A 22,171-nucleotide genomic window follows, 5' to 3' on the forward strand; every position below is an offset into this window, starting at 1 on the left:
CGGGTAGGGTACAGAGTGCTGACCAGGCGAACGAGACGGGTGACCAGTTGTTAACGATTCAGAGTAATTCGTTATAGTCTGTTAATCTTACCTATGAGCTGTTCGAAGAGATGTGAACCTATCCCAATAATCTGTTTTTATGTGCTTTATTTGCTTTTGACGCCGGCAAACTCGAGCGGGAAACAACGGCTATTGGGATAGGTTCGCCAAATACACTGTTGCATAACTCGAACCCGGGAGGAAGTGTATCTGCTGACCCATAGCGCATCATAGGACCGTTTGTGCCCCTATATGTAATGGAAATGTTGATCTCTTGTCAAATCAGATAATTAATTTTGCACTAATTGTGAAATCCGTGATCTGAATCACTGTTCGGGGGAAATGTTATCAAAGCGGTTGTATGAGAATTGTAATCAGAATGTGATCCTCCTATACTGCCGCCAGGTCTCCGGATTACCCTGAAGTAGGAGCACCCAGCGTTATAAATGCGCGCCGTTTGAGCACAGAGGATGTTGATGTTTGAGCGCGTGACGTGTAAGGGTTTTAGGCTCTTAACGCTGTCTGATCCCCGCCCAGGCCCGGAGGAAGGAAAATAATAAGAGCTGTGTGGGCAAATACGTGAAAAAACAACGACCTGTCAACTTGGATCTGCAAACGATCCGGTTCCCCGTAACTGCGATAGCGTCTATCTTACACCGAGTCTCTGGCGTAATTACCTTCGTTGCCGTGGGTATCCTCCTCTGGCTGCTGGGCCTGTCACTCTCTTCCCAAGAGGGGTTCCTGCAGGCGGCCGCCATCATGAATAGCTTCATCGTCAAATTCATATTCTGGGGCATCCTCACGGCGCTGGCCTATCACATTTGCGGTGGCATCCGTCACTTGTTAATGGATTTTGGCTACATCGAAGAGAGTTTGGCCGCCGGTACCCGTTCCGCCCAGGTGGCGATCGGTCTGACCGTCGTGCTGTCAGTTCTGGCTGGAGTCCTCGTATGGTAAACAACGTTTCTGCATTAGGGCGCAACGGCGTGCACGATTGGCTGCTGCTGCGTGCTTCCGCGATCATCATCACCCTGTACGTCCTGTATATCCTGGGCTTTTTCGTCACGGCTCCGGAACTCACTTATGACATCTGGCGCGGTTTCTTCGCCACTTCCATTACGAAAGTGTTCACTCTGCTGACCTTGCTGTCGATTCTGGTGCACGCCTGGATCGGGCTGTGGCAGGTGCTGACGGACTACGTCAAGCCGCTGGCGGTTCGCCTGGTGTTGCAGCTGGCTGTCGTGGTCGCGTTGCTGGTCTATTTACTGTACGGAACAATCGTAGTGTGGGGTGCTTAAATGAAACTGCCAGTCAGAGAGTTTGATGCCGTCGTAATCGGCGCCGGCGGTGCGGGCATGCGTGCCGCGCTGCAAATTTCCCAAGCGGGCTCGACCTGTGCCCTGCTGTCCAAAGTTTTCCCGACCCGTTCCCATACCGTGTCCGCACAGGGCGGCATTACCGTCGCGCTTGGCAACAGCCACGAGGACAACTGGGAATGGCATATGTACGACACGGTGAAAGGTTCCGACTATATCGGTGACCAGGACGCCATCGAATATATGTGTAAAACCGGCCCGGAAGCGATTCTGGAACTGGAACACATGGGCCTGCCGTTCTCTCGTCTGGACGACGGCCGCATTTATCAGCGCCCGTTCGGCGGCCAGTCGCTGAACTTCGGCGGCGAGCAGGCGGCGCGTACCGCAGCCGCAGCCGACCGTACCGGCCATGCGCTGCTGCACACCCTGTACCAACAGAACCTGAAAAACCACACCACCATCTTCTCCGAGTGGTATGCGCTTGATCTGGTGAAAAACCAGGACGGCGCGGTGGTCGGCACCACGGCTATCTGCATCGAAACCGGTGAAGTGGTTTACTTCAAAGCCAAGGCCACCGTGCTGGCGACCGGCGGCGCAGGCCGCATTTACCAGTCCACCACCAACGCCCACATTAACACCGGCGACGGTGTCGGCATGGCGCTGCGCGCCGGCGTGCCGGTGCAGGACATGGAAATGTGGCAATTCCACCCGACCGGCATCGCCGGCGCGGGCGTGCTGGTGACCGAAGGCTGCCGCGGCGAAGGCGGTTACCTGCTGAACAAGCACGGCGAGCGCTTCATGGAGCGTTATGCGCCGAACGCCAAAGATCTGGCGGGCCGCGACGTGGTTGCCCGTTCGATCATGATCGAAATTCGCGAAGGCCGCGGCTGCGACGGTCCTTGGGGCCCGCACGCCAAGCTGAAGCTGGATCACCTGGGCAAAGAGGTGCTGGAATCCCGTCTGCCGGGCATTCTGGAACTGTCCCGCACCTTCGCGCACGTCGATCCGGTGAAAGAGCCGATCCCGGTTATCCCAACCTGTCACTATATGATGGGCGGCATTCCGACCAAGGTGACCGGCCAGGCGCTGACCGTGAACGAGAAGGGCGAAGACGTGGTGATCCCGGGGCTGTTCGCCGTGGGCGAAATCGCCTGCGTATCGGTGCACGGTGCCAACCGCCTGGGCGGCAACTCGCTGCTCGACCTGGTGGTGTTCGGCCGTTCCGCCGGCATGCACCTGCAGGAATCGCTGGAAGAGCAGGGCGTGAGCCGTGACGCCAGCGACTCCGACGTGGAAGCCTCGCTTGACCGTCTGAATCGTTGGAACAACACCCGTTCCGGCGAAGACCCGGTCGAAATTCGCAAAGCGCTGCAGTCTTGCATGCAGCACAACTTCTCGGTATTCCGCGAAGGCGATGCGATGGCCAAGGGCCTGGAAGAACTGAAAGTGATCCGTGAACGTCTGAAGAACGCACGCCTGGACGATACCTCCAGCGAGTTCAACACCCAGCGCATCGAATGTCTGGAGTTGGATAACCTGATGGAGACCGCGTATTCCACCGCCGTGTCGGCCAACTTCCGTACCGAGAGCCGTGGCGCGCACAGCCGCTTCGACTATCCGGAACGCGATGACGCCAACTGGCTGTGCCATTCGCTGTATCTGCCGCAATCGGAAAGCATGACGCGTCGTGAAGTGAACATGCAACCGAAGCTGCGCCCGGCATTCCCGCCGAAAGTGCGTTCTTACTAATTGCGGAGATCGACAGATGAAACTCGAATTTTCCATTTATCGCTACAATCCGGATGTCGACGACGCGCCGCACATGCAGGATTACACCCTGGAAGCGGAAGAAGGTCGCGACATGATGCTGCTGGATGCGTTGATCCAGCTGAAAGAAAAAGACCCGACCCTGTCGTTCCGTCGCTCATGCCGCGAAGGCGTGTGCGGTTCCGACGGCCTGAACATGAACGGTAAAAACGGCCTCGCGTGCATCACTCCGGTTTCGTCGCTGCGCAAAGGCAACGGCAAGATCGTGATCCGTCCGCTGCCGGGCCTGCCGGTAGTGCGCGATCTGGTGGTGGATATGGGCCAGTTCTATACCCAATATGAAAAGATCAAGCCATACCTGCTGAACGACGGTAAGAACCCGCCGGCGCGCGAGCACCTGCAATCGCCGGAGCAGCGCGCCAAGTTGGACGGTCTGTACGAGTGCATCCTGTGCGCCTGCTGTTCAACCTCTTGCCCATCGTTCTGGTGGAACCCGGACAAGTTCATCGGCCCAGCCGGTCTGTTGGCGGCGTATCGCTTCCTGATCGACAGCCGTGACACGGAAACGCAAGAACGTTTAGATGATCTGGACGACGCTTTTAGTGTTTTCCGCTGCCATAGCATTATGAATTGTGTCAGTGTATGCCCTAAAGGCTTGAACCCGACGCGTGCGATCGGGCATATCAAGTCCATGCTGCTGCAACGCGGCGCATAAACGGAATGAGATGCTGCGCCGGGCTCTTTTCCGGCGCACATCCCATAGGGGAGGGAACCTCTAAAAACTGACCCGCGGCTGCGGCGCTATGCAGCCTGGTTCTTCCGCCGGTTTTTAGAGGTTCCTTGTAAGGGACCGCAAGGTCCATAACAGAACGTATCGGGCCGTCATGGCCGCAAGTACGTCGAGTGAACCGTTTTACGGCAAACCGTATTCATCACGGTAATTATGTTAACCACGGCGAAAACTAAAGCTTCAAAGCTTAAGGGATCATGATGCAGAACGGCGCAATGAAGGCCTGGCTGGATTCCTCCTATCTGGCGGGCGCGAACCAGTCTTACATAGAGCAGCTCTATGAAGACTTCTTAACCGATCCGGGTTCCGTTGAAGATAGCTGGCGTTCCATTTTTCAACAGCTACCAACCGCGGGTGTCAAACCCGATCAGCTTCACTCTCAAACGCGCGATTACTTCCGCCGCCTGGCGAAAGACTCCGCGCGCTACAACACCACCATCACCGATCCGGAAACCGACGCCAAACAGGTCAAGGTACTGCAGCTGATCAACGCCTTCCGCTTCCGCGGGCATCAGCATGCCAACCTCGATCCGCTTGGCCTGTGGCAGCGCGAGCAAGTTCCTGACCTTGATCCCGCTTACCACAACCTGACCGAAGCCGATTTCCAGGAAACCTTCAACGTGGGCTCTTTCGCCATCGGCAAAGAAACCATGAAGCTGGGCGATCTGTACGCCGCGCTGAAGCAGACCTATTGCGGGTCGATCGGTGCTGAGTACATGCACATCACCAACACCGAAGAGAAACGCTGGATCCAGCAGCGTATCGAGTCGGTGGTGGGGCGCGCCAGCTTTACCGCCGACGAAAAACGCCGTTTCCTGAACGAGCTGACCGCGGCGGAAGGCCTGGAACGTTACCTGGGCGCCAAATTCCCGGGCGCCAAACGCTTCTCGCTGGAAGGCGGCGACGCGCTGGTGCCGATGCTGAAAGAGATGGTGCGCCACGCCGGCAAGAACGGCACGCGCGAAGTGGTGTTGGGCATGGCCCACCGCGGCCGTCTGAACGTGCTGATCAACGTGCTGGGCAAAAAGCCGGCCGATCTGTTCGACGAATTCGCCGGCAAGCATAAAGAACACCTCGGCACCGGTGACGTGAAATATCACCAGGGCTTCTCTTCCGACGTAGAAACCGAAGGCGGCATGGTTCACCTGGCGCTGGCGTTCAACCCGTCGCACCTGGAGATCGTCAGCCCGGTGGTCATGGGGTCGGTTCGCGCCCGTCGCGATCGTCTGGACGAAGCGCGCAGCAACATGGTGCTGCCGATCACCATCCACGGCGACGCCGCCATCACCGGCCAGGGCGTGGTTCAGGAAACCCTGAACATGTCTCAGGCCCGCGGCTACGAAGTGGGCGGCACCGTGCGTATCGTCATCAACAACCAGGTTGGCTTCACCACCTCCAACCCGCTGGATGCGCGCTCTACCGAATACTGCACCGACATCGCCAAAATGGTTCAGTCGCCGATCTTCCACGTTAATGCGGACGATCCGGAGGCCGTGGCCTTCGTCACCCGCCTGGCGTTGGATTTCCGTAACACCTTTAAGCGTGACGTGATGATCGATCTGGTCTGCTACCGTCGCCATGGGCACAACGAGGCCGACGAGCCGAGCGCCACCCAGCCGGTGATGTATCAGAAGATCAAGAAACACCCTACGCCGCGCAAAATCTATGCTGACGTGCTGACCGAGCAGAAAGTGGCCAGCCTGGAAGATGCCACGGAAATGGTCAACCTGTACCGCGACGCGCTCGACCGCGGCGATTGCGTGGTTGAAGAGTGGCGTCCGATGAACCTGCACTCCTTCACCTGGTCACCGTACCTGAACCACGAGTGGGACGAAGAGTACCCGAGCAAGGTTGAGATGAAGCGCCTGCAGGAGCTGGCACGCCGCATCAGCACCGTGCCGGAAGCGATCGAAATGCAGTCGCGCGTGGCGAAAATCTACGCTGACCGCGCCGAGATGGCCGCAGGCAACAAGCCGTTCGACTGGGGCGCCGCCGAAACGCTGGCCTACGCCACCATGGCGGATGAAGGCATTCCAATCCGCATCTCCGGCGAAGACGCCGGCCGCGGCACCTTCTTCCACCGTCACGCGGTGGTGCACAACCAGAAAAACGGTTCGGTCTACGTTCCGCTGGCGAATATCCACAGCGGCCAGGGCGAATTCAAGGTTTGGGACTCCGTACTGTCTGAAGAAGCGGTGCTGGCGTTCGAATACGGCTACGCCACGGCGGAACCGCGTACGCTGACCATCTGGGAAGCGCAGTTCGGCGACTTCGCCAACGGCGCGCAGGTCGTTATCGACCAGTTCATCAGCTCCGGCGAGCAAAAATGGGGCCGTATGTGCGGCCTGGTGATGCTGCTGCCGCACGGCTATGAAGGCCAGGGCCCTGAGCACTCTTCCGCGCGTCTGGAACGCTATCTGCAGCTGTGCGCAGAGCAGAACATGCAGGTGTGCGTCCCGTCTACGCCGGCGCAGGTTTACCATATGCTGCGTCGTCAGGCGCTGCGCGGTATGCGCCGTCCGTTGGTGGTGATGTCGCCGAAGTCGCTGCTGCGCCATCCGCTGGCGATTTCTTCGCTGGACGAGCTGGCCAACGGCACCTTCCTGCCGGCGATCGGCGAGATCGACGACTTGGATCCGAAAGCGGTCAAGCGCGTCGTGCTGTGCTCCGGCAAGGTCTACTACGACCTGCTGGAACAGCGTCGCAAGAACGAGCAGAAAGACGTGGCCATCGTGCGCATCGAGCAGCTGTATCCGTTCCCGCATCAGGCCGTGCAGGCCGTGCTGGAGCAATACTCGCACGTGCATGATTTCGTCTGGTGTCAGGAAGAGCCGCTGAACCAGGGCGCCTGGTACTGCAGCCAGCACAACTTCCGTGAAGTGGTGCCGTTCGGGGCTTCTTTACGTTACGCAGGACGTCCGGCCTCCGCCTCTCCGGCGGTGGGCTATATGTCCGTACACCAGAAGCAGCAGCAGGCTCTGGTGAACGACGCGCTGAATATTGACTAATGTTCGCTCGCTTGCCGGCCGTGGGGCCGGCAAGCAGATGATAAAAAACTTAAGGGAAAGCTAAATGAGTAGCGTAGATATTCTGGTTCCTGACCTTCCTGAATCGGTTGCCGATGCGACCGTAGCCACCTGGCACAAAAAGCCGGGCGACAGCGTGCAGCGTGATGAAGTCCTGGTTGAAATCGAAACCGACAAAGTGGTGTTGGAAGTGCCGGCCAGTGAAGCGGGCATTCTCGATGCTATCGTGGAAGAAGAGGGCGCGACCGTACTGTCTCGCCAGCTGCTCGGCCGCATCCGCCCAGGCGACAGCTCCGGCAAACCGACCGCCGAGAAGAGCCAGGAGAAAGAGTCCACGCCTGCACAGCGCGCGACCGCGAGCCTGGAAGAAGAAAGCAATGACGCGCTCAGCCCGGCGATTCGCCGCCTGATCGCCGAACACGACCTCGATGCAGGCGCCATCAAAGGCACCGGCGTGGGTGGCCGCATCACGCGTGAAGACGTGGAAGCGCACCTGGCCAAAGGCGGCGCCGCCGCCAAACCGGCCGCCGCCGCTGAAGCCGCACCGCAGCCTGCTCTGGCCGGCCGTAGCGAAAAACGCGTGCCGATGACTCGCCTGCGCAAACGCGTCGCTGAGCGTCTGCTGGAAGCGAAGAACAGCACCGCGATGCTGACCACCTTCAACGAAATCAACATGCAGCCGATCATGGATCTGCGCAAGCAGTACGGCGAAGCCTTCGAGAAGCGTCACGGCGTGCGTCTGGGCTTCATGTCCTTCTACATCAAGGCGGTGGTTGAAGCGCTGAAGCGCTTCCCGGAAGTGAACGCGTCGATCGACGGTTCCGACGTGGTTTACCACAACTACTTCGACATCAGCATCGCGGTTTCTACCCCGCGCGGCCTGGTGACGCCGGTACTGCGCGATGTGGACGCCATGAGCATGGCTGACATCGAGAAGAAAATCAAAGAGCTGGCCGTTAAGGGCCGCGACGGCAAACTGACCGTGGAAGAGCTGACCGGCGGTAACTTCACCATTACCAACGGCGGCGTATTCGGCTCCCTGATGTCCACTCCGATCATCAACCCGCCGCAGAGCGCCATCCTGGGCATGCACGCCATCAAAGATCGCCCAATGGCGGTCAATGGTCAGGTGGTGATCCAGCCGATGATGTATCTGGCGCTGTCTTATGACCACCGCCTGATCGACGGTAAAGAATCCGTCGGTTATCTGGTGACGGTCAAAGAGATGCTGGAAGATCCGGCTCGTCTGCTGCTGGACGTCTAGTAACCCTTGCCGGGCGCGGCGTGCCGCGCCCGCACTCTGTGCTATGTGGCCGGAAAACCATGCGGTTTACCGCGTAATAATGGTCCGGCTAAAAACCTTCAGAACTGAATGGATAGAACATCATGAATTTACACGAATATCAGGCAAAACAGCTGTTTGCTCGGTATGGCATGCCGGCACCGACCGGTTACGCCTGTACCACTCCGCGTGAAGCAGAAGAAGCCGCATCCAAAATCGGCTCCGGCCCGTGGGTGGTGAAATGTCAGGTTCATGCTGGCGGCCGCGGTAAAGCGGGCGGCGTTAAAGTCGTCAACAGCAAAGAAGATATCCGTGCTTTCGCGGAAGCCTGGTTGGGCAAGCGTCTGGTGACTTACCAGACTGACGCGCTGGGCCAGCCGGTTAACCAGATCCTGGTTGAAGCGGCGACCGACATCGATAAAGAACTGTACCTGGGCGCCGTCGTAGACCGCGCGACCCGTCGCATCGTATTCATGGCGTCTACCGAAGGCGGCGTGGAAATCGAGAAAGTGGCGGAAGAAACCCCTGAACTGATCCACAAAATGACCATCGATCCGCTGGCGGGTCCACAGCCTTATCAGGGCCGTGAGCTGGCCTTCAAACTGGGCCTGACCGGCAAGCAAGTCAGCCAGTTCGCCAAGATCTTCATGGGCCTGGCGACGCTGTTCCTGGAGCGCGACCTGGCGATGGTTGAGATCAACCCGCTGGTGATCACCAAGCAGGGCGATCTGGTGTGCCTGGACGGCAAACTGGGCGCCGACGGCAACGCCCTGTTCCGTCAGCCTGAACTGCGTGAAATGCGTGACCCTTCTCAGGAAGATGAGCGTGAATCCCGTGCGGCCCAGTGGGAGCTGAACTACGTTGCCCTCGACGGCAACATCGGCTGCATGGTGAACGGCGCAGGTCTGGCGATGGGCACCATGGACATCGTTAAACTGCACGGCGGCGAGCCGGCCAACTTCCTGGACGTAGGCGGCGGCGCGACCAAAGAGCGCGTGACCGAAGCGTTCAAAATCATCCTGTCCGACGACAAGGTGAAAGCGGTTCTGGTTAACATCTTCGGTGGTATCGTTCGTTGCGATCTGATCGCCGACGGTATCATCGGCGCAGTGGCTGAAGTGGGCGTTAACGTCCCGGTCGTGGTGCGCCTGGAAGGGAACAACGCCGAACTGGGCGCCAAGAAACTGGCGGACAGCGGCCTGAATATCATTGCTGCGACCAGCCTGACTGATGCGGCTCAGCAAGTTGTTGCAGCAGTGGAGGGTAAATAATGTCCATCTTAATCGATAAAAACACCAAAGTAATTTGCCAGGGCTTCACCGGTAGCCAGGGGACTTTCCACTCCGAACAAGCTATCGCTTACGGCACCAAAATGGTTGGCGGCGTCACCCCAGGCAAAGGCGGCACTCAGCACCTGGGTCTGCCGGTGTTCAACACCGTGCGCGAAGCGGTTGAAGCGACCGGCGCGACGGCCTCCGTCATTTACGTTCCAGCGCCGTTCTGCAAAGACTCCATTCTGGAAGCGATCGATGCCGGCATCAAATTGATCATCACCATCACCGAAGGCATCCCGACCCTGGACATGCTGACCGTGAAAGTGAAGCTGGATGAAGCCGGCGTGCGCATGATTGGGCCGAACTGCCCTGGCGTGATCACCCCGGGCGAGTGCAAAATCGGCATCATGCCTGGCCACATCCACCTGCCGGGCAAAGTGGGCATCGTTTCCCGCTCCGGTACCCTGACCTATGAAGCGGTGAAACAAACCACCGATGCCGGTCTGGGCCAGTCCACCTGCGTGGGCATCGGCGGCGACCCGATCCCGGGCTCCAACTTCATCGATATCCTGAAGATGTTCCAGCAGGATCCGCAGACCGAAGCGATCGTGATGATCGGTGAGATCGGCGGCAGCGCTGAAGAAGAAGCGGCAGCTTACATCAAAGAACACGTCACCAAACCGGTTGTGGGTTACATCGCTGGCGTGACCGCGCCGAAAGGCAAACGCATGGGCCACGCGGGCGCCATCATCGCCGGCGGCAAAGGCACGGCGGACGAGAAGTTTGCTGCGCTGGAAGCGGCGGGCGTGAAAACCGTTCGCAGCCTGGCGGACATCGGCGACGCGGTAAAAGCGGTGCTGAAGCGCTAAGATCTTAGTACGAAATAATAATATCTCGACATGTTTGGCCACCCATTGGGTGGCCTTTTTTATGGGCGAAGATCAGAAATCGTTGAGTGCTTTGATTAGCGCGATCCGATCCTGCAGGCGGCGCTGTTGTACCGGATCCACGGCAGTTTGCCGCTGTTGATCCAGCGAGGTGAGGGCGGTGCGGTAATCGTCGGCGTTGCGGAACAGCGCGTCTTTGACGTTGATCGAGGCGACGTTGGTGTAGCGCCCGTCGTCGGTAGTCGGTACCTGGATAACGCCTTCATTAAGCAGCCGTTTGACGATCGCCCGCTGCGGTTCGTATCCTTCCATGCCAACCAGTTTCCAGCGCTGCGGCGGCACGCCCTGGTATTGGCCGTGTTTCACTTCCGTCAGGTAGCGCAGGGCCAGGTGGCGAATGGTGCCTTCTTCTTCACCGTATTGCGCTTTGCTGTCGAACAGCACCGGGAAGGATTGCCCTTCCAGCGCGCCGCCCTTTTGCGTCAGGTGGCCCATGCGGTAACTGTTCATGCCCAGACGGATCGGCATGTCGTCGGTGACCGGCGTGCCGTCTGCCAGGCGCAGATCGACGATGCGCGAACCGGCGGGTTGGCGCAGATCGATGGTATAGGTGACGCCATCGAAGAAATCGTTGGTGGAATATTTGGACGAACGCCGCGCCGGGTTAAAGCTGTAGGTGACGTCGCCCGGCTGCAGCTGATTGAAGTAGCCGGCGGACCACTCCATATAGCGTTTAAGCGCTTTACCGGTAAGCTGATAAACGGTGATCTCGCCGCCGGCGTATTGGTAGTTGAAGGCGATGTCCTTGGCCTTGATGTCGCCGACGTCCAGTTTGGCGCGATCGTTGTCAATCTGCAGAGCGATCACCTGCGCCAGCGGTGCGTAGTGACGGGCGGCCTGCTGGAACAGCGCGCTGATGCCGGTATCCTGCACGTGCACCTGAGGAATGCCGCGGAACTCGTCGGCAGGCACCAGATCGCTGCCGCTCAGCTTCGCCACCACCCGGTTGGCGTTGGCGCGCAAAATGTCATGATACGGCTGGTAGAGAGCCTGCATGGCGCTGTCCGGCGTCAGCCCTTTGATCGGGTAGGTGTAGCTGTTTTTGTCGATCAGCGTGAATTTGCCATCGCGGCGTTCAAATTGCAGATCGATGCGTGACAGCGCGCGGCCGTATTTGTCCGGTTCGGTGATGATGACGCCGTTGACCACCGCCTTGTCGATCTTCACATGCATGTGGCCGGCGACGATCGCCGCCAGCTCCGGGTTGGCGTTGGCGATGTCGGCCACGCCGGTGCCGGGGCGCTGGTTCTCGTTGTCGATGCCCATATGCGCCACCAGCACGATGGCATCGACCTGGCCGTCGATTTGTTTGATGACCTGTTTCACCGCCTGCACCGGATCGGTGAAGTTCAGTCCTTTGATACGATCTGTGCCCTTGGCGAATTCAGCGGTCATCGGCGTGTCCATGCCGATAATGCCGATCTTCACGCCCTGGCGTTCGAGGATGGTGTAGGCCGGCAGATAAGGCTTGCCGTTATCCCAGACGATGTTGCCCGCCAGCGCCGCGCCCTTGAACTGCTTGAGCGGGGTGCCCAGCACCGGCAGGCCGAAGTCGAACTCGTGATTGCCCATCACCCAGACGTCGTAGTTGAGCGCGTTGAGGCCCAACATCATCGGGCTGACGGCCTCATGCTTGAAGGTTTCAACGAAGTTGCCCTGAATAGTGTCGCCGGCGTCCACCAGGATCAGGTTAGGCTGCTCGGCGCGTACCTTTTTGACCTGAGTGGCTATCTGGCTCAGGCTGCCCGCCAGGTTTTCCGTGTCGCTGGCGTAGTCCCAAGGCACGAAGGTGCCGTGCAGATCGGAGGTGCCCAGCAGGGTGATGTTTACCGTTTCGGCGGCCATGGCGTTTCCCGAGAGTCCCAAGACAGAGGCAAAGATGATTTTTTTCATAACTTATTGTCACTCAATGCAATTTTAACATAAGCGGTCATTTTGCTACAAAATCGCAACCTTTACGATCCCATCGCGAGAAATAGACTAATATTGGAGAGAGATTTGTTGTTTTGTGACTGCAATCACTGTCACGGCTTAATGGAAATAAAAGGTTAATTATGTCGCAGAATAAGCGCGTAATAATACAATGGCGGCCATTTTAAATTACATTTATTTAACACAAAAATATCATTAAAAAACAATTAAACCATTGCGCAACATGCCCTCAAGAAAAATAGGCGAAATGTGCTGATGAATATGGAAATAATATGCGGATAGGCTTAAATTGTCTCAGATCAAATTAGCCCGAAGTACCTCTTTCGGCTAAGATTTGACCTGTAACCAAAAGTCCAACCCACGTCACGTAAAAACCTATTTATTGTGTGGGATTGGGCGAGTATCATCCATGCTGTGATTATGGATGGTTGATCTTGTTGCATTTGTTACCCGTTGTCGGTTTTCAGTGGCGTGCTTGTCGACGGCCCGAGAGGCTATTGGCGAGTGTGCGGTTGAAAGCGGAGAAGCTGGATCAAATTTGTTGTGTTTAAGGGCATTCACTGCGGGGCGTTACTGGCGGCTTTGAAAGAAGCATGCCGATAACCGCGTGTCGGAGTCTTCCTGCGAGGAGCAAGGAGTCAAGATGTTTGATATTGTCGAACTGTCGCGCTTACAGTTTGCTTTAACGGCGATGTACCATTTCTTATTTGTCCCATTAACGCTCGGTATGGCGTTCTTGCTGGCAATTATGGAAACGGTATATGTCCTGTCTGGCAAACAAATCTATAAAGACATGACCAAATTCTGGGGAAAGTTATTTGCGATTAACTTTGCTCTGGGTGTGGCCACCGGTTTGACCATGGAGTTCCAGTTCGGGACCAACTGGTCGTATTTCTCTCATTACGTCGGCGATATCTTCGGGGCCCCACTGGCTATCGAAGGTCTGATGGCGTTCTTCCTTGAATCGACGCTGGTCGGCCTGTTCTTCTTCGGCTGGGATCGTCTGAGCAAGGTGCAGCACATGGCGGTAACCTGGTTCGTGGCCCTCGGCTCCAACCTGTCCGCGCTGTGGATCCTGGTCGCCAACGGCTGGATGCAGAACCCGATCGCGTCGGATTTCAACTTCGAAACCATGCGCATGGAGATGGTCAGCTTCTCCGAGCTGGTGCTTAACCCGGTTGCGCAGGTGAAATTCGTTCACACCGTGGCTGCAGGTTACACCACCGGCGCCATGTTCGTGCTGGGCATCAGCTCCTACTATCTGCTGAAGGGCCGCGACATCGCTTTCGCCAAGCGCTCCTTCGCCATCGCCGCCAGCTTCGGCATGGCTGCGGTGCTGTCGGTGATCGTGCTGGGTGACGAATCCGGTTACGAAATGGGCGACGTACAGAAAACCAAACTGGCCGCCATTGAAGCGGAGTGGGATACCCAGCCGGCGCCGGCGTCCTTCACCCTGTTCGGCATTCCCGATCAGGACAAGATGGAAAACTCCTTCTCTATTCAGATCCCGTATGCGCTTGGCCTGATCGCCACGCGTTCCACCGACACGCAGGTCACCGGCCTGAAAGATCTGCTGGCGCAACATGAAGTGCGCATCCGCAACGGCATGAAAGCCTACCAGCTGCTGGAAGAGCTGCGCGGCGGCAATACCGATCCTGCGGTGCGTGCGGAATTCAACAAAACCAAGCAAGACCTGGGCTACGGCATGCTGCTGAAGCGTTATACCCCGAACGTCAGCGACGCGACGGAAGCGCAGATCCAGCAGGCGACCAAGGACTCCATTCCACGCGTGGCGCCGCTGTACTTCGCCTTCCGCATCATGGTGGCCTGTGGCGTGCTGATGCTGCTGATTATCGGCCTGTCCTTCCTGAGCGTGGTGCGCGGCCGCATCGGCCAGAAAAAATGGCTGTTGCGTGCGGCGCTGTATGGCCTGCCGCTGCCGTGGATCGCGGTGGAAGCTGGCTGGTTCGTGGCGGAATACGGCCGTCAACCGTGGGCGATTGGTGAGGTGCTGCCGACCGCAGTCGCCAACTCTTCGCTGACCGCGGGCGACATTCTGTTCTCGATGGGGCTGATTTGCGGCTTGTACACCCTGTTCCTGGTGGCTGAAATGTACCTGATGTTCAAGTTTGCGCGTCTGGGTCCAAGCAGCCTGAAAACCGGCCGCTACCACTTTGAACAACCGACTGCCGCCGTGCAGGAAGCGCGCTAAACAGGAGTCCACGTATGTTTGACTATGAAGTACTGCGATTTATCTGGTGGGTGCTGGTTGGCGTACTGCTGATCGGCTTCGCCGTCACCGACGGTTTCGACATGGGCGTCGGCATCCTGGTGCGCATCATCGGTAAAACCGATACCGAGCGCCGGGTGATGATCAACTCCATCGCCCCGCACTGGGACGGTAACCAGGTGTGGCTGATCACCGCCGGCGGCGCGCTGTTCGCCGCCTGGCCGATGGTCTACGCAGCGGCCTTCTCGGGCTTCTACGTCGCCATGATCCTGGTGCTGGCGGCCTTGTTCTTCCGCCCGGTCGGTTTTGACTACCGTTCCAAGCTGGAGAGCACCCGCTGGCGCAACATGTGGGACTGGGGCATCTTCATCGGTTCCTTCGTGCCTGCATTGGTGTTCGGCGTGGCGTTCGGCAACCTGCTGCAGGGCGTGCCGTTCCATGTGGACGAGTACCTGCGTCTGTTCTACACCGGCAACTTCTTCCAACTGCTGAATCCGTTCGGTCTGTTGGCAGGCGTGGTCAGTCTGACCATGCTGGTCACTCAGGGCGCGACTTACCTGCAGATGCGCACCACCGGCGAGATCCACCTGCGGTCACGCGCCGCAGCGCAGATCGCGACGCTGATCATGGCGGTATGCTTCCTGCTGGCGGGCGTGTGGCTGGTGAAAGGCATCGACGGCTACGTGATCACTTCGGCGCTGGACACCATGGCGGAATCCAACCCGCTGCGTAAAGAAGTGGCGCATCAGGCCGGCGCATGGCTGATCAACTTCAACAAGTATCCGCTGCTGTGGGCGTTGCCTGCGCTGGGCGTGGTGCTGCCGTTGTTCACCATCCTGTTCTCGCGTCTGGAGAAAGGCGCGCTGGCGTTCGTCACCTCGTCGCTGACCATCGCCTGCGTCATCCTCACTGCCGGGGTCACCATGTTCCCGTTCGTGATGCCGTCCAGCACCGTGCCTAACGTCAGCCTGACCATGTGGGACGCGACCTCGAGCCTGTTGACGCTGAAAGTGATGACCGTCGTGGCGGCGATCTTCGTGCCTATCGTTTTGGCGTACACCAGCTGGTCGTACTACAAAATGTTCGGTCGCCTCGACAAGAATTACATCGAAAACAACAAGCATTCGCTGTACTAAGGATAAGGAGCTAAACCATGTGGTATTTTGCCTGGATTCTCGGAACGCTTCTTGCCTGCGCCTTCGGCATCATCACGGCGCTGGCGCTTGAGCAGAGCGAAGCGACCAAAGCTCAGCAAGACGGTAAGTGATGAGCTCGTCCGTGATTGACAAGCTGTACGCTGTCACCGACAAGGGCCCGGTTCGGGCCCTTTCCCTGGTGCTGGCGTTGATTTTGGCGGGGTGCGTGTTCTGGGATCCGACGCGTTTCGCCGCCAAAACCAGCTCGCTGGAGATTTGGGAAGGGCTGTTGCTGATTTGGGCCGTATGCGCCGGGGTGATCCACGGTTTCGGATTCCGCCCGCAGCGCAGCGTCTGGCGCGCTTTTTTCGCGCCGCTTCCCGCAATTGTGATCTTGTGCGCAGGATTACTTTACGTTTCTTTATAATCTCCCCGATGTCCCCACGTTATGGGCCCTCACGGCCCATAATTATTTTCATTCCCATCTTGTAACCCATTCCCAACCCGATCCGTCTTGCGTATAGTAGCAGCGTTAAATTGCATTGCTGGGAAGTAGAGTGAGTAATACGTTGTTTCGATGGCCGGTTCGCGTTTACTACGAGGATACCGATGCCAGTGGTGTGGTCTATCACGCCCGCTACGTCGCCTTTTTTGAAAGAGCGCGCACAGAGATGCTGCGTCAGCACAACTTTCATCAACAGCAGCTGCTCAGTGAACAAGTCGCTTTTGTCGTCCGGCGCATGACGGTGGATTATCTGGCTCCGGCTCGTCTCGACGAGCAACTGGAGGTCCAGAGTGAAATCACCTCTCTGCGCGGGGCTTCTCTCACGTTTGCTCAACGCATTGTCAATTCTGACGGGGCCCTACTGAGCCAGGCAGATGTCCTGATTGCCTGTATTGATCCACACCAAATGAAGCCAAGAGCGCTTCCTAAGTCTATTGTCGCGGAGTTTAAGCAGTGACTGACATGAACATCCTAGATTTATTCTTGAAGGCGAGCCTGCTGGTTAAGCTTATCATGTTGATTTTGATATGCTTCTCGGTAGCCTCCTGGGCGATCATCATTCAGCGCACCCGCATCCTCAATGCGGCGACGCGCGACGCCGAAGCCTTTGAAGACAAATTCTGGTCCGGTATCGAGCTTTCCCGTCTGTACCAGGAAAGTCAGGCGCGTCGCGATAGCCTGACCGGTTCCGAGCAGATCTTCCATTCCGGTTTCAAAGAGTTCGCCCGCCTGCACCGCGCCAACAACCATGCGCCGGAGTCGGTGATCGAAGGGGCGTCGCGCGCGATGCGCATTTCGATGAACCGCGAGCTGGAAACGCTGGAAACCCATATTCCGTTCCTCGGCACCGTCGGTTCGATCAGTCCGTACATCGGTCTGTTCGGCACCGTGTGGGGGATCATGCACGCCTTTATCGCGCTGGGCGCGGTGAAGCAAGCCACGCTGCAGATGGTGGCGCCGGGTATCGCCGAAGCGCTGATCGCCACCGCGATCGGTCTGTTCGCCGCCATCCCGGCGGTAATGGCCTATAACCGTCTCAACCAGCGCGTCAACAAGCTTGAGCAGAATTACGACAACTTTATGGAAGAGTTCACCGCTATTCTGCATCGTCAGGCCTTCTCCAGCGACAGCAAATAAGTAGGAGGTAGCATGGCGAGAGTACGTGGACGTAGTCGGCGCGAGCTGAAGTCCGAAATTAACATCGTTCCGCTGCTCGACGTGTTGCTGGTGCTGCTGCTGATCTTTATGGCAACTGCGCCAATCATCACGCAGAGCGTGGAGGTTGACCTGCCGGACGCCACCGATTCCAAAACGGTGTCCAGCGATGACAATCCGCCGGTGATCCTTGAGGTTTCCGGCGTAGGTCAATACACCCTGGTGGTGGATCACAACCGTATGGAGCTGCTGCCGCCTGAACAAGTCGCGGCCGAAGCCAAGTCGCGTTTGGCGGCTAACCCGAAAACGGTCTTTTTGATCGGCGGTGCGAAGGAAGTCCCTTACGATGAGATTATCAAGGCATTGAATATTCTCCATCAGGCGGGCGTAGCTTCCGTGGGGCTGATGACCCAGCCGATCTGACCGTAAGGCGAACGGCAACCCGGTTCCTGCGCTGCGGCCCAGGAACCCCGTATAAGCAACACCAGTTTTTGGGAATCTATTTTGGTAAAGGCAACTGAGCAAAACGATAAGCTGAACCGCGCCGTTATTGTTTCGGTCGTTCTGCACTTCATACTGATTGCCCTGCTGATTTGGGGATCGCTGCAGGAAAAGGTCGACATGAGCGCCGGCGGCGGCGGCGATGGTTCTGTAGTGGGCGCGGTAATGGTCGATCCCGGCGCGGTGGTGGAGCAGTACAACCGCCAGCAGCAGCAGAGCAACGATGCGCAGCGTGCCGAGAAGCAGCGCCAGAAAAAAGCGGAGCAACAGGCCGAAGAGCTTCAGCAGAAGCAGGCGGAGCAACAGCAGCGCCTGAAAGAGCTGGAGAAAGAGCGTTTGGCGGCGCAGGAGAAAGCCGCGCAGGACGCCAAAGCGCAGGCTGAGCAACAGCAGAAGGCGGCGGAGCAGCAGAAGCAGGCCGCCGAGCAGCAAAAAGCGGCGGAAGCCGCTGCAGCGAAAGCCAAAGAGCAACAGAAGGTCGCCGAAGCCGCCGCCGCCAAGGCGAAGGCCGAAGCGGACAAGGTCGCCAAGGCGCAGGCGGACGCGCAGAAGAAAGCCGAAGCGGAAGCCAAGAAAGAAGCGGCCGCTGCCGCCGCCGCCAAGAAACAGGCGGAAGAGGCGAAGAAAGCCGCCGCCGCTGCCGCAGAGCAAAAAGCTGCAGAGGCTGCGGAGAAGAAAGCGGCTGCTGAAGCCGAGAAAAAAGCCGCAGCGGAAGCCGAGAAGAAGGCTGCCGCCGAGGCAGAGAAGAAAGCGGCCGCCGCTGAGAAAGCTGCGGCAGCCAAGAAAGCTGCTGCAGAGAAGAAAAAAGCCGCCGCCGAGGCTGCGAAGCAATCGGCGGAAGTTGATGACCTGTTTGGTGGCCTGGCGGACGGCAAGAACGCGCCGAAAGGTGGCGGCAAGCAGAAGGGTGACGGTAAACCGGCTGGCCAGGGCAATGCCAAAACGGCTGGCGCCAGCGGGGCGGAAATCAATGGCTATCTTGGCCAGATTACCGCTGCGATTCAAAGCAAGTTCTACGATGCGGATCTGTACAAGGGCCGTAAATGTGACCTGCGAATCAAGCTGGCGCCGGACGGTTTTCTGGTAGACGTTAAATCTGAAGGGGGCGATCCGGCACTGTGTCAGGCGGCGATAGCCGCGGCGAAACAGGCGAAGATCCCGAAACCGCCAAGCCAGGCGGTGTATGAGGTGTTTAAGAATGCTCCCCTTACGTTCAGGCCGGAATAATGGTTGTTTGAGCTGAGTAAGATCACAGGGATGTACTAAGGTAACCAACAGGGATTATGTAGTTTTACGTGAGTTGGTTTGTTAAAATTCTGCTAATTTATCGCAGGCATCCCGCCTGGATAAGGGAGATGAGATGAAGCAGGCATTTCGAGTAGCGCTAGGTTTTTTAATTCTGTGGGCGTCCGTGTTGCACGCGGAAGTTCGCATTGAAATCACCCAAGGGGTCGACTCCGCTCGTCCGATTGGCGTGGTGCCGTTTAAATGGGCGGGCCCAGGCACGCCGCCGGAAGATATCGGCAAGATTGTCGGCGCGGATCTGCGCAACAGCGGCAAATTCAACCCGATCGACGTGGCGCGCATGCCGCAGCAACCGACCTCCGCGTCTGAAGTGACGCCGGCTGCCTGGACTGCATTGGGCATCGACGCCGTAGTGGTCGGTCAGGTTCAACCTGGCGCCGACGGCAGCTACCTGATCTCCTACCAGTTGGTGGATACTTCGGGTTCGCCGGGCACCGTATTGGCGCAGAACCAGTATAAAGTGACCAAACAGTGGTTGCGTTATTCTGCACATACCGCCAGCGACGAAGTGTTCGAGAAGCTGACCGGCATCAAGGGCGCGTTCCGCACCCGTATCGCCTACGTGGTGCAGACCAACGGCGGGAAATTCCCGTACGAGCTGCGCGTAGCGGATTACGACGGTTACAACCAGTTCACGGTGCACCGTTCGCCTGAGCCGCTGATGTCGCCGGCCTGGTCGCCGGACGGCAGCAAACTGGCTTACGTGACCTTCGAGAGCGGCCGTTCCGCGCTGGTGGTGCAAACCCTGGCTAACGGCGCCATCCGCCAGATCGCTTCGTTCCCGCGCCACAACGGTGCGCCGGCGTTCTCGCCGGACGGCAGCAAGCTGGCCTTCGCGCTGTCCAAGAGCGGCAGCCTGAACCTGTACGTGATGAACCTCGGCTCCGGCCAGATCACGCAGCTGACCGATGGCCGCAACAACAACACCGAACCGACCTGGTTCCCGGATGGCCAGTCTCTGGCGTTTACCTCCGACCAGGGCGGGCGTCCGCAGATTTATAAAATCAGCGCCAGCGGCGGTGCCGCACAGCGTCTGACGTGGGAAGGCTCTCAGAACCAGGATTCTGAAGTCAGCTCCGACGGTAAATTCCTGGTGATGGTGAGCACCAACAGTGGTGCACAACACATCGCCAAACAAGATCTTGGATCGGGCGCCGTTCAGGTTTTGACCGGCACCTTCCTGGATGAAACGCCTAGTATTGCGCCAAACGGCACCATGGTGATCTATAGCTCCACGCAAGGTATGGGCTCCGTGCTGCAGTTGGTGTCAACTGATGGGCGTTTCAAAGCGCGTCTTCCGGCAACTGATGGACAGGTCAAATTCCCTGCCTGGTCGCCGTATCTGTGATGCATGTGTAAATATGTATGGCAAACTATAAAAGGATCAAAGAAATGCAACTGAACAAAGTGCTGAAAGGGCTTCTGCTGGCACTGCCAGTTCTGGCTGTAGCAGCTTGTAGTTCTAACAAAAGCGCGAACAACGACCAATCTGGTATGGGCGCTGGCGCCGGCACTGGTATGGAAAACGGCAGCAGCAACCTGTCTTCCGAAGAACAAGCTCGTCTGCAGATGCAAGAACTGCAGAAGAACAACATCGTTTACTTCGGCCTGGACAAGTATGACGTAAGCTCCGAATTCGCTCAGATGCTGGACGCGCACGCTGCATTCCTGCGTAACAACCCGTCTTACAAAGTGACCGTTGAAGGCCACGCTGACGAACGCGGCACGCCGGAATACAACATCGCTCTGGGTGAGCGTCGTGCTAACGCCGTTAAAATGTACCTGCAGGGTAAAGGCGTTTCCGCTGACCAGATCTCTATCGTTTCTTACGGTAAAGAAAAACCAGCAGTACTGGGCCACGACGAAGCGGCTTATGCTAAAAACCGTCGTGCCGTTCTGGTTTACTAAGAGAATCGCATGAACAGTAACTTCAGACGTCACCTGTTGAGTCTGTCGTTACTGGTTGGCGTAGCGGCCCCTTGGGCCGCTACTGCCCAAGCGCCAATCAGTAATGTCGGCTCCGGCTCGGTCGAAGACCGCGTCACCTCGCTTGAGCGCATCAGCAATGCTCAAGGCCAGCTTTTAAACCAACTCCAGCAACAACTCTCTGACAATCAACGCGACATTGATTCTCTCCGTGGGCAAATCCAGGAAAGCCAGTATCAGTTGAATCAGGTCGTTGAACGCCAGAAGCAAATCTATCAACAGATGGATAGCCTCAGCCAGGGCGGCGCTCAGAGCGCCTCTGCGGCAGCGGGCGCTGCCGGCGGGGCAGCCGCAGGCGCATCTTCCGATGCGGGCAGCAGCGCGCCTGCAGCCGCTTCTGCAACGCCGAGCGGCGGTGATGAGAACAGCGACTACAACGCCGCTGTTTCTCTGGCGCTGGAAAAAAAACAGTATGACCAGGCGATTTCCGCCTTTCAGTCCTTCGTAAAACAGTACCCGAAGTCTACTTACCAGCCCAACGCCAACTATTGGCTGGGCCAGTTGTTCTACAACAAGGGTAAAAAAGACGATGCGGCCTATTATTTTGCGGTGGTGGTGAAGAATTACGCTAAATCACCGAAGGCGCCGGACGCCATGTACAAGGTGGGTATCATCATGCAGGAAAAAGGGCAGGCCGATAAAGCCAAGGCCGTGTTCCAGCAGGTGATCAAACAATACCCAACCAGTGCGGCGGCCAAGCAGGCGAAAAGTCGCGTAGGCGGTTAACGGTTAGAAAAATGAGCCCAGAAGTTAGTCGATTTGACCGATTTCTGGGCTCATTCGCGTGAAGAACAAGCAGTTGAACGCATCGGTAAAAAATTTAGGTTGCGCTGCCAAGATAAATTAGTAATATATGCCGCCGTTGCCAAGACATCTTGCAAGATGTTAAAGCGGCAGGGAAATTGGGTCGTTAGCTCAGTTGGTAGAGCAGTTGACTTTTAATCAATTGGTCGCAGGTTCGAATCCTGCACGACCCACCA

20 protein-coding genes and 1 tRNA gene are annotated in these 22,171 nt (G+C 57.7%); 20 read left to right on the top strand and 1 reads right to left on the bottom strand.

Annotation, left to right across the window (positions count from 1 at the left end):
* The first annotated feature begins 606 nt into the window (after positions 1-606).
* The 8 genes from sdhC to sucD all read left to right on the top strand — a co-directional run bounded on the left by sdhC (position 607) and on the right by sucD (position 10,363).
* Positions 607-996, top strand: a complete 390-nt coding sequence (gene sdhC, locus ACTJJ6_RS11510; protein WP_004939893.1) for a succinate dehydrogenase cytochrome b556 subunit — start codon at positions 607-609, stop codon at positions 994-996.
* Positions 990-1,337, top strand: coding sequence for a succinate dehydrogenase membrane anchor subunit (gene sdhD / locus ACTJJ6_RS11515; protein WP_004939891.1), 348 nt, complete (start codon positions 990-992; stop codon positions 1,335-1,337). The genes sdhC and sdhD overlap by 7 nt, the downstream gene beginning before the upstream one ends.
* Positions 1,338-3,104 (top strand): succinate dehydrogenase flavoprotein subunit, encoded by a 1,767-nt coding sequence (gene sdhA / locus ACTJJ6_RS11520; protein ID WP_015376974.1) that lies wholly within the window; start codon positions 1,338-1,340, stop codon positions 3,102-3,104.
* A 16-nt stretch (positions 3,105-3,120) separates the two neighbouring features.
* Complete coding sequence (locus ACTJJ6_RS11525; RefSeq protein ID WP_015376975.1) at positions 3,121-3,837, top strand: succinate dehydrogenase iron-sulfur subunit; 717 nt, start codon at positions 3,121-3,123, stop codon at positions 3,835-3,837.
* Between the two features lie 275 nt (positions 3,838-4,112).
* The gene (gene sucA, locus ACTJJ6_RS11530) at positions 4,113-6,920 is read left to right on the top strand and encodes a 2-oxoglutarate dehydrogenase E1 component (RefSeq protein ID WP_025301881.1); all 2,808 of its coding nucleotides are present in this window, start codon (positions 4,113-4,115) and stop codon (positions 6,918-6,920) included.
* A 64-nt stretch (positions 6,921-6,984) separates the two neighbouring features.
* The gene (odhB, locus tag ACTJJ6_RS11535) at positions 6,985-8,202 is read left to right on the top strand and encodes a 2-oxoglutarate dehydrogenase complex dihydrolipoyllysine-residue succinyltransferase (protein ID WP_015376977.1); all 1,218 of its coding nucleotides are present in this window, start codon (positions 6,985-6,987) and stop codon (positions 8,200-8,202) included.
* A gap of 122 nt (positions 8,203-8,324) precedes the next feature.
* Positions 8,325-9,491 (top strand): ADP-forming succinate--CoA ligase subunit beta, encoded by a 1,167-nt coding sequence (sucC, locus tag ACTJJ6_RS11540; protein ID WP_015376978.1) that lies wholly within the window; start codon positions 8,325-8,327, stop codon positions 9,489-9,491.
* Positions 9,491-10,363 carry a succinate--CoA ligase subunit alpha gene (gene sucD / locus ACTJJ6_RS11545; protein WP_004939878.1) on the top strand — a complete coding sequence of 291 codons (873 nt, stop codon included), beginning with the start codon at positions 9,491-9,493 and terminating at the stop codon, positions 10,361-10,363. Before sucC ends, sucD begins: the two co-directional genes overlap by 1 nt.
* Before the next feature lie 72 nt (positions 10,364-10,435).
* Here the strand turns inward: sucD and ACTJJ6_RS11550 are convergent, their stop codons facing one another.
* The gene (locus ACTJJ6_RS11550; RefSeq protein ID WP_193842629.1) at positions 10,436-12,334 is read right to left on the bottom strand and encodes a bifunctional metallophosphatase/5'-nucleotidase; all 1,899 of its coding nucleotides are present in this window, start codon (positions 12,332-12,334) and stop codon (positions 10,436-10,438) included.
* A 682-nt stretch (positions 12,335-13,016) separates the two neighbouring features.
* Here ACTJJ6_RS11550 and cydA point away from each other — a divergent pair.
* The 12 genes from cydA (at position 13,017) to ACTJJ6_RS11610 (ending at position 22,171) form a co-directional block, all read left to right on the top strand.
* Positions 13,017-14,585 carry a cytochrome ubiquinol oxidase subunit I gene (cydA, locus tag ACTJJ6_RS11555; protein ID WP_049300326.1) on the top strand — a complete coding sequence of 523 codons (1,569 nt, stop codon included), beginning with the start codon at positions 13,017-13,019 and terminating at the stop codon, positions 14,583-14,585.
* A 14-nt stretch (positions 14,586-14,599) separates the two neighbouring features.
* Positions 14,600-15,739 carry a cytochrome d ubiquinol oxidase subunit II gene (gene cydB, locus ACTJJ6_RS11560; RefSeq protein ID WP_016928727.1) on the top strand — a complete coding sequence of 380 codons (1,140 nt, stop codon included), beginning with the start codon at positions 14,600-14,602 and terminating at the stop codon, positions 15,737-15,739.
* Between the two features lie 17 nt (positions 15,740-15,756).
* A complete protein-coding gene (gene cydX / locus ACTJJ6_RS11565) occupies positions 15,757-15,870 on the top strand; it encodes a cytochrome bd-I oxidase subunit CydX (RefSeq protein ID WP_004939868.1) in 114 nt (37 codons plus the stop codon).
* Positions 15,870-16,166 carry a cyd operon protein YbgE gene (ybgE, locus tag ACTJJ6_RS11570; RefSeq protein WP_004939866.1) on the top strand — a complete coding sequence of 99 codons (297 nt, stop codon included), beginning with the start codon at positions 15,870-15,872 and terminating at the stop codon, positions 16,164-16,166. The genes cydX and ybgE overlap by 1 nt, the downstream gene beginning before the upstream one ends.
* A gap of 130 nt (positions 16,167-16,296) precedes the next feature.
* Entirely contained in the window at positions 16,297-16,701 is a 405-nt protein-coding gene (gene ybgC, locus ACTJJ6_RS11575) for a tol-pal system-associated acyl-CoA thioesterase (RefSeq protein WP_004939863.1), read from the top strand.
* Positions 16,698-17,381: a Tol-Pal system protein TolQ gene (gene tolQ, locus ACTJJ6_RS11580; RefSeq protein ID WP_004939862.1), complete on the top strand. Its 684-nt coding sequence runs from the start codon at positions 16,698-16,700 to the stop codon at positions 17,379-17,381. Before ybgC ends, tolQ begins: the two co-directional genes overlap by 4 nt.
* Positions 17,382-17,393: 12 nt before the next feature.
* Positions 17,394-17,822 carry a colicin uptake protein TolR gene (gene tolR / locus ACTJJ6_RS11585; protein ID WP_004939859.1) on the top strand — a complete coding sequence of 143 codons (429 nt, stop codon included), beginning with the start codon at positions 17,394-17,396 and terminating at the stop codon, positions 17,820-17,822.
* Between the two features lie 81 nt (positions 17,823-17,903).
* On the top strand, positions 17,904-19,127 hold the full coding sequence (gene tolA, locus ACTJJ6_RS11590) for a cell envelope integrity protein TolA (protein ID WP_016928724.1): 1,224 nt from the start codon (positions 17,904-17,906) through the stop codon (positions 19,125-19,127).
* Positions 19,128-19,260: 133 nt separating this feature from the next.
* Positions 19,261-20,553 (top strand): Tol-Pal system beta propeller repeat protein TolB, encoded by a 1,293-nt coding sequence (gene tolB, locus ACTJJ6_RS11595; protein ID WP_004939856.1) that lies wholly within the window; start codon positions 19,261-19,263, stop codon positions 20,551-20,553.
* Positions 20,554-20,597: 44 nt separating this feature from the next.
* The gene (pal, locus tag ACTJJ6_RS11600) at positions 20,598-21,113 is read left to right on the top strand and encodes a peptidoglycan-associated lipoprotein Pal (RefSeq protein WP_004939853.1); all 516 of its coding nucleotides are present in this window, start codon (positions 20,598-20,600) and stop codon (positions 21,111-21,113) included.
* 9 nt (positions 21,114-21,122) lie between these two features.
* On the top strand, positions 21,123-21,917 hold the full coding sequence (cpoB, locus tag ACTJJ6_RS11605; RefSeq protein ID WP_004939852.1) for a cell division protein CpoB: 795 nt from the start codon (positions 21,123-21,125) through the stop codon (positions 21,915-21,917).
* Between the two features lie 178 nt (positions 21,918-22,095).
* Positions 22,096-22,171: transfer RNA gene (locus ACTJJ6_RS11610), tRNA-Lys, on the top strand.

It is taken from the genome of Serratia sp. 22278, from assembly GCF_052045405.1.
Lineage (GTDB): Bacteria > Pseudomonadota > Gammaproteobacteria > Enterobacterales > Enterobacteriaceae > Serratia > Serratia marcescens.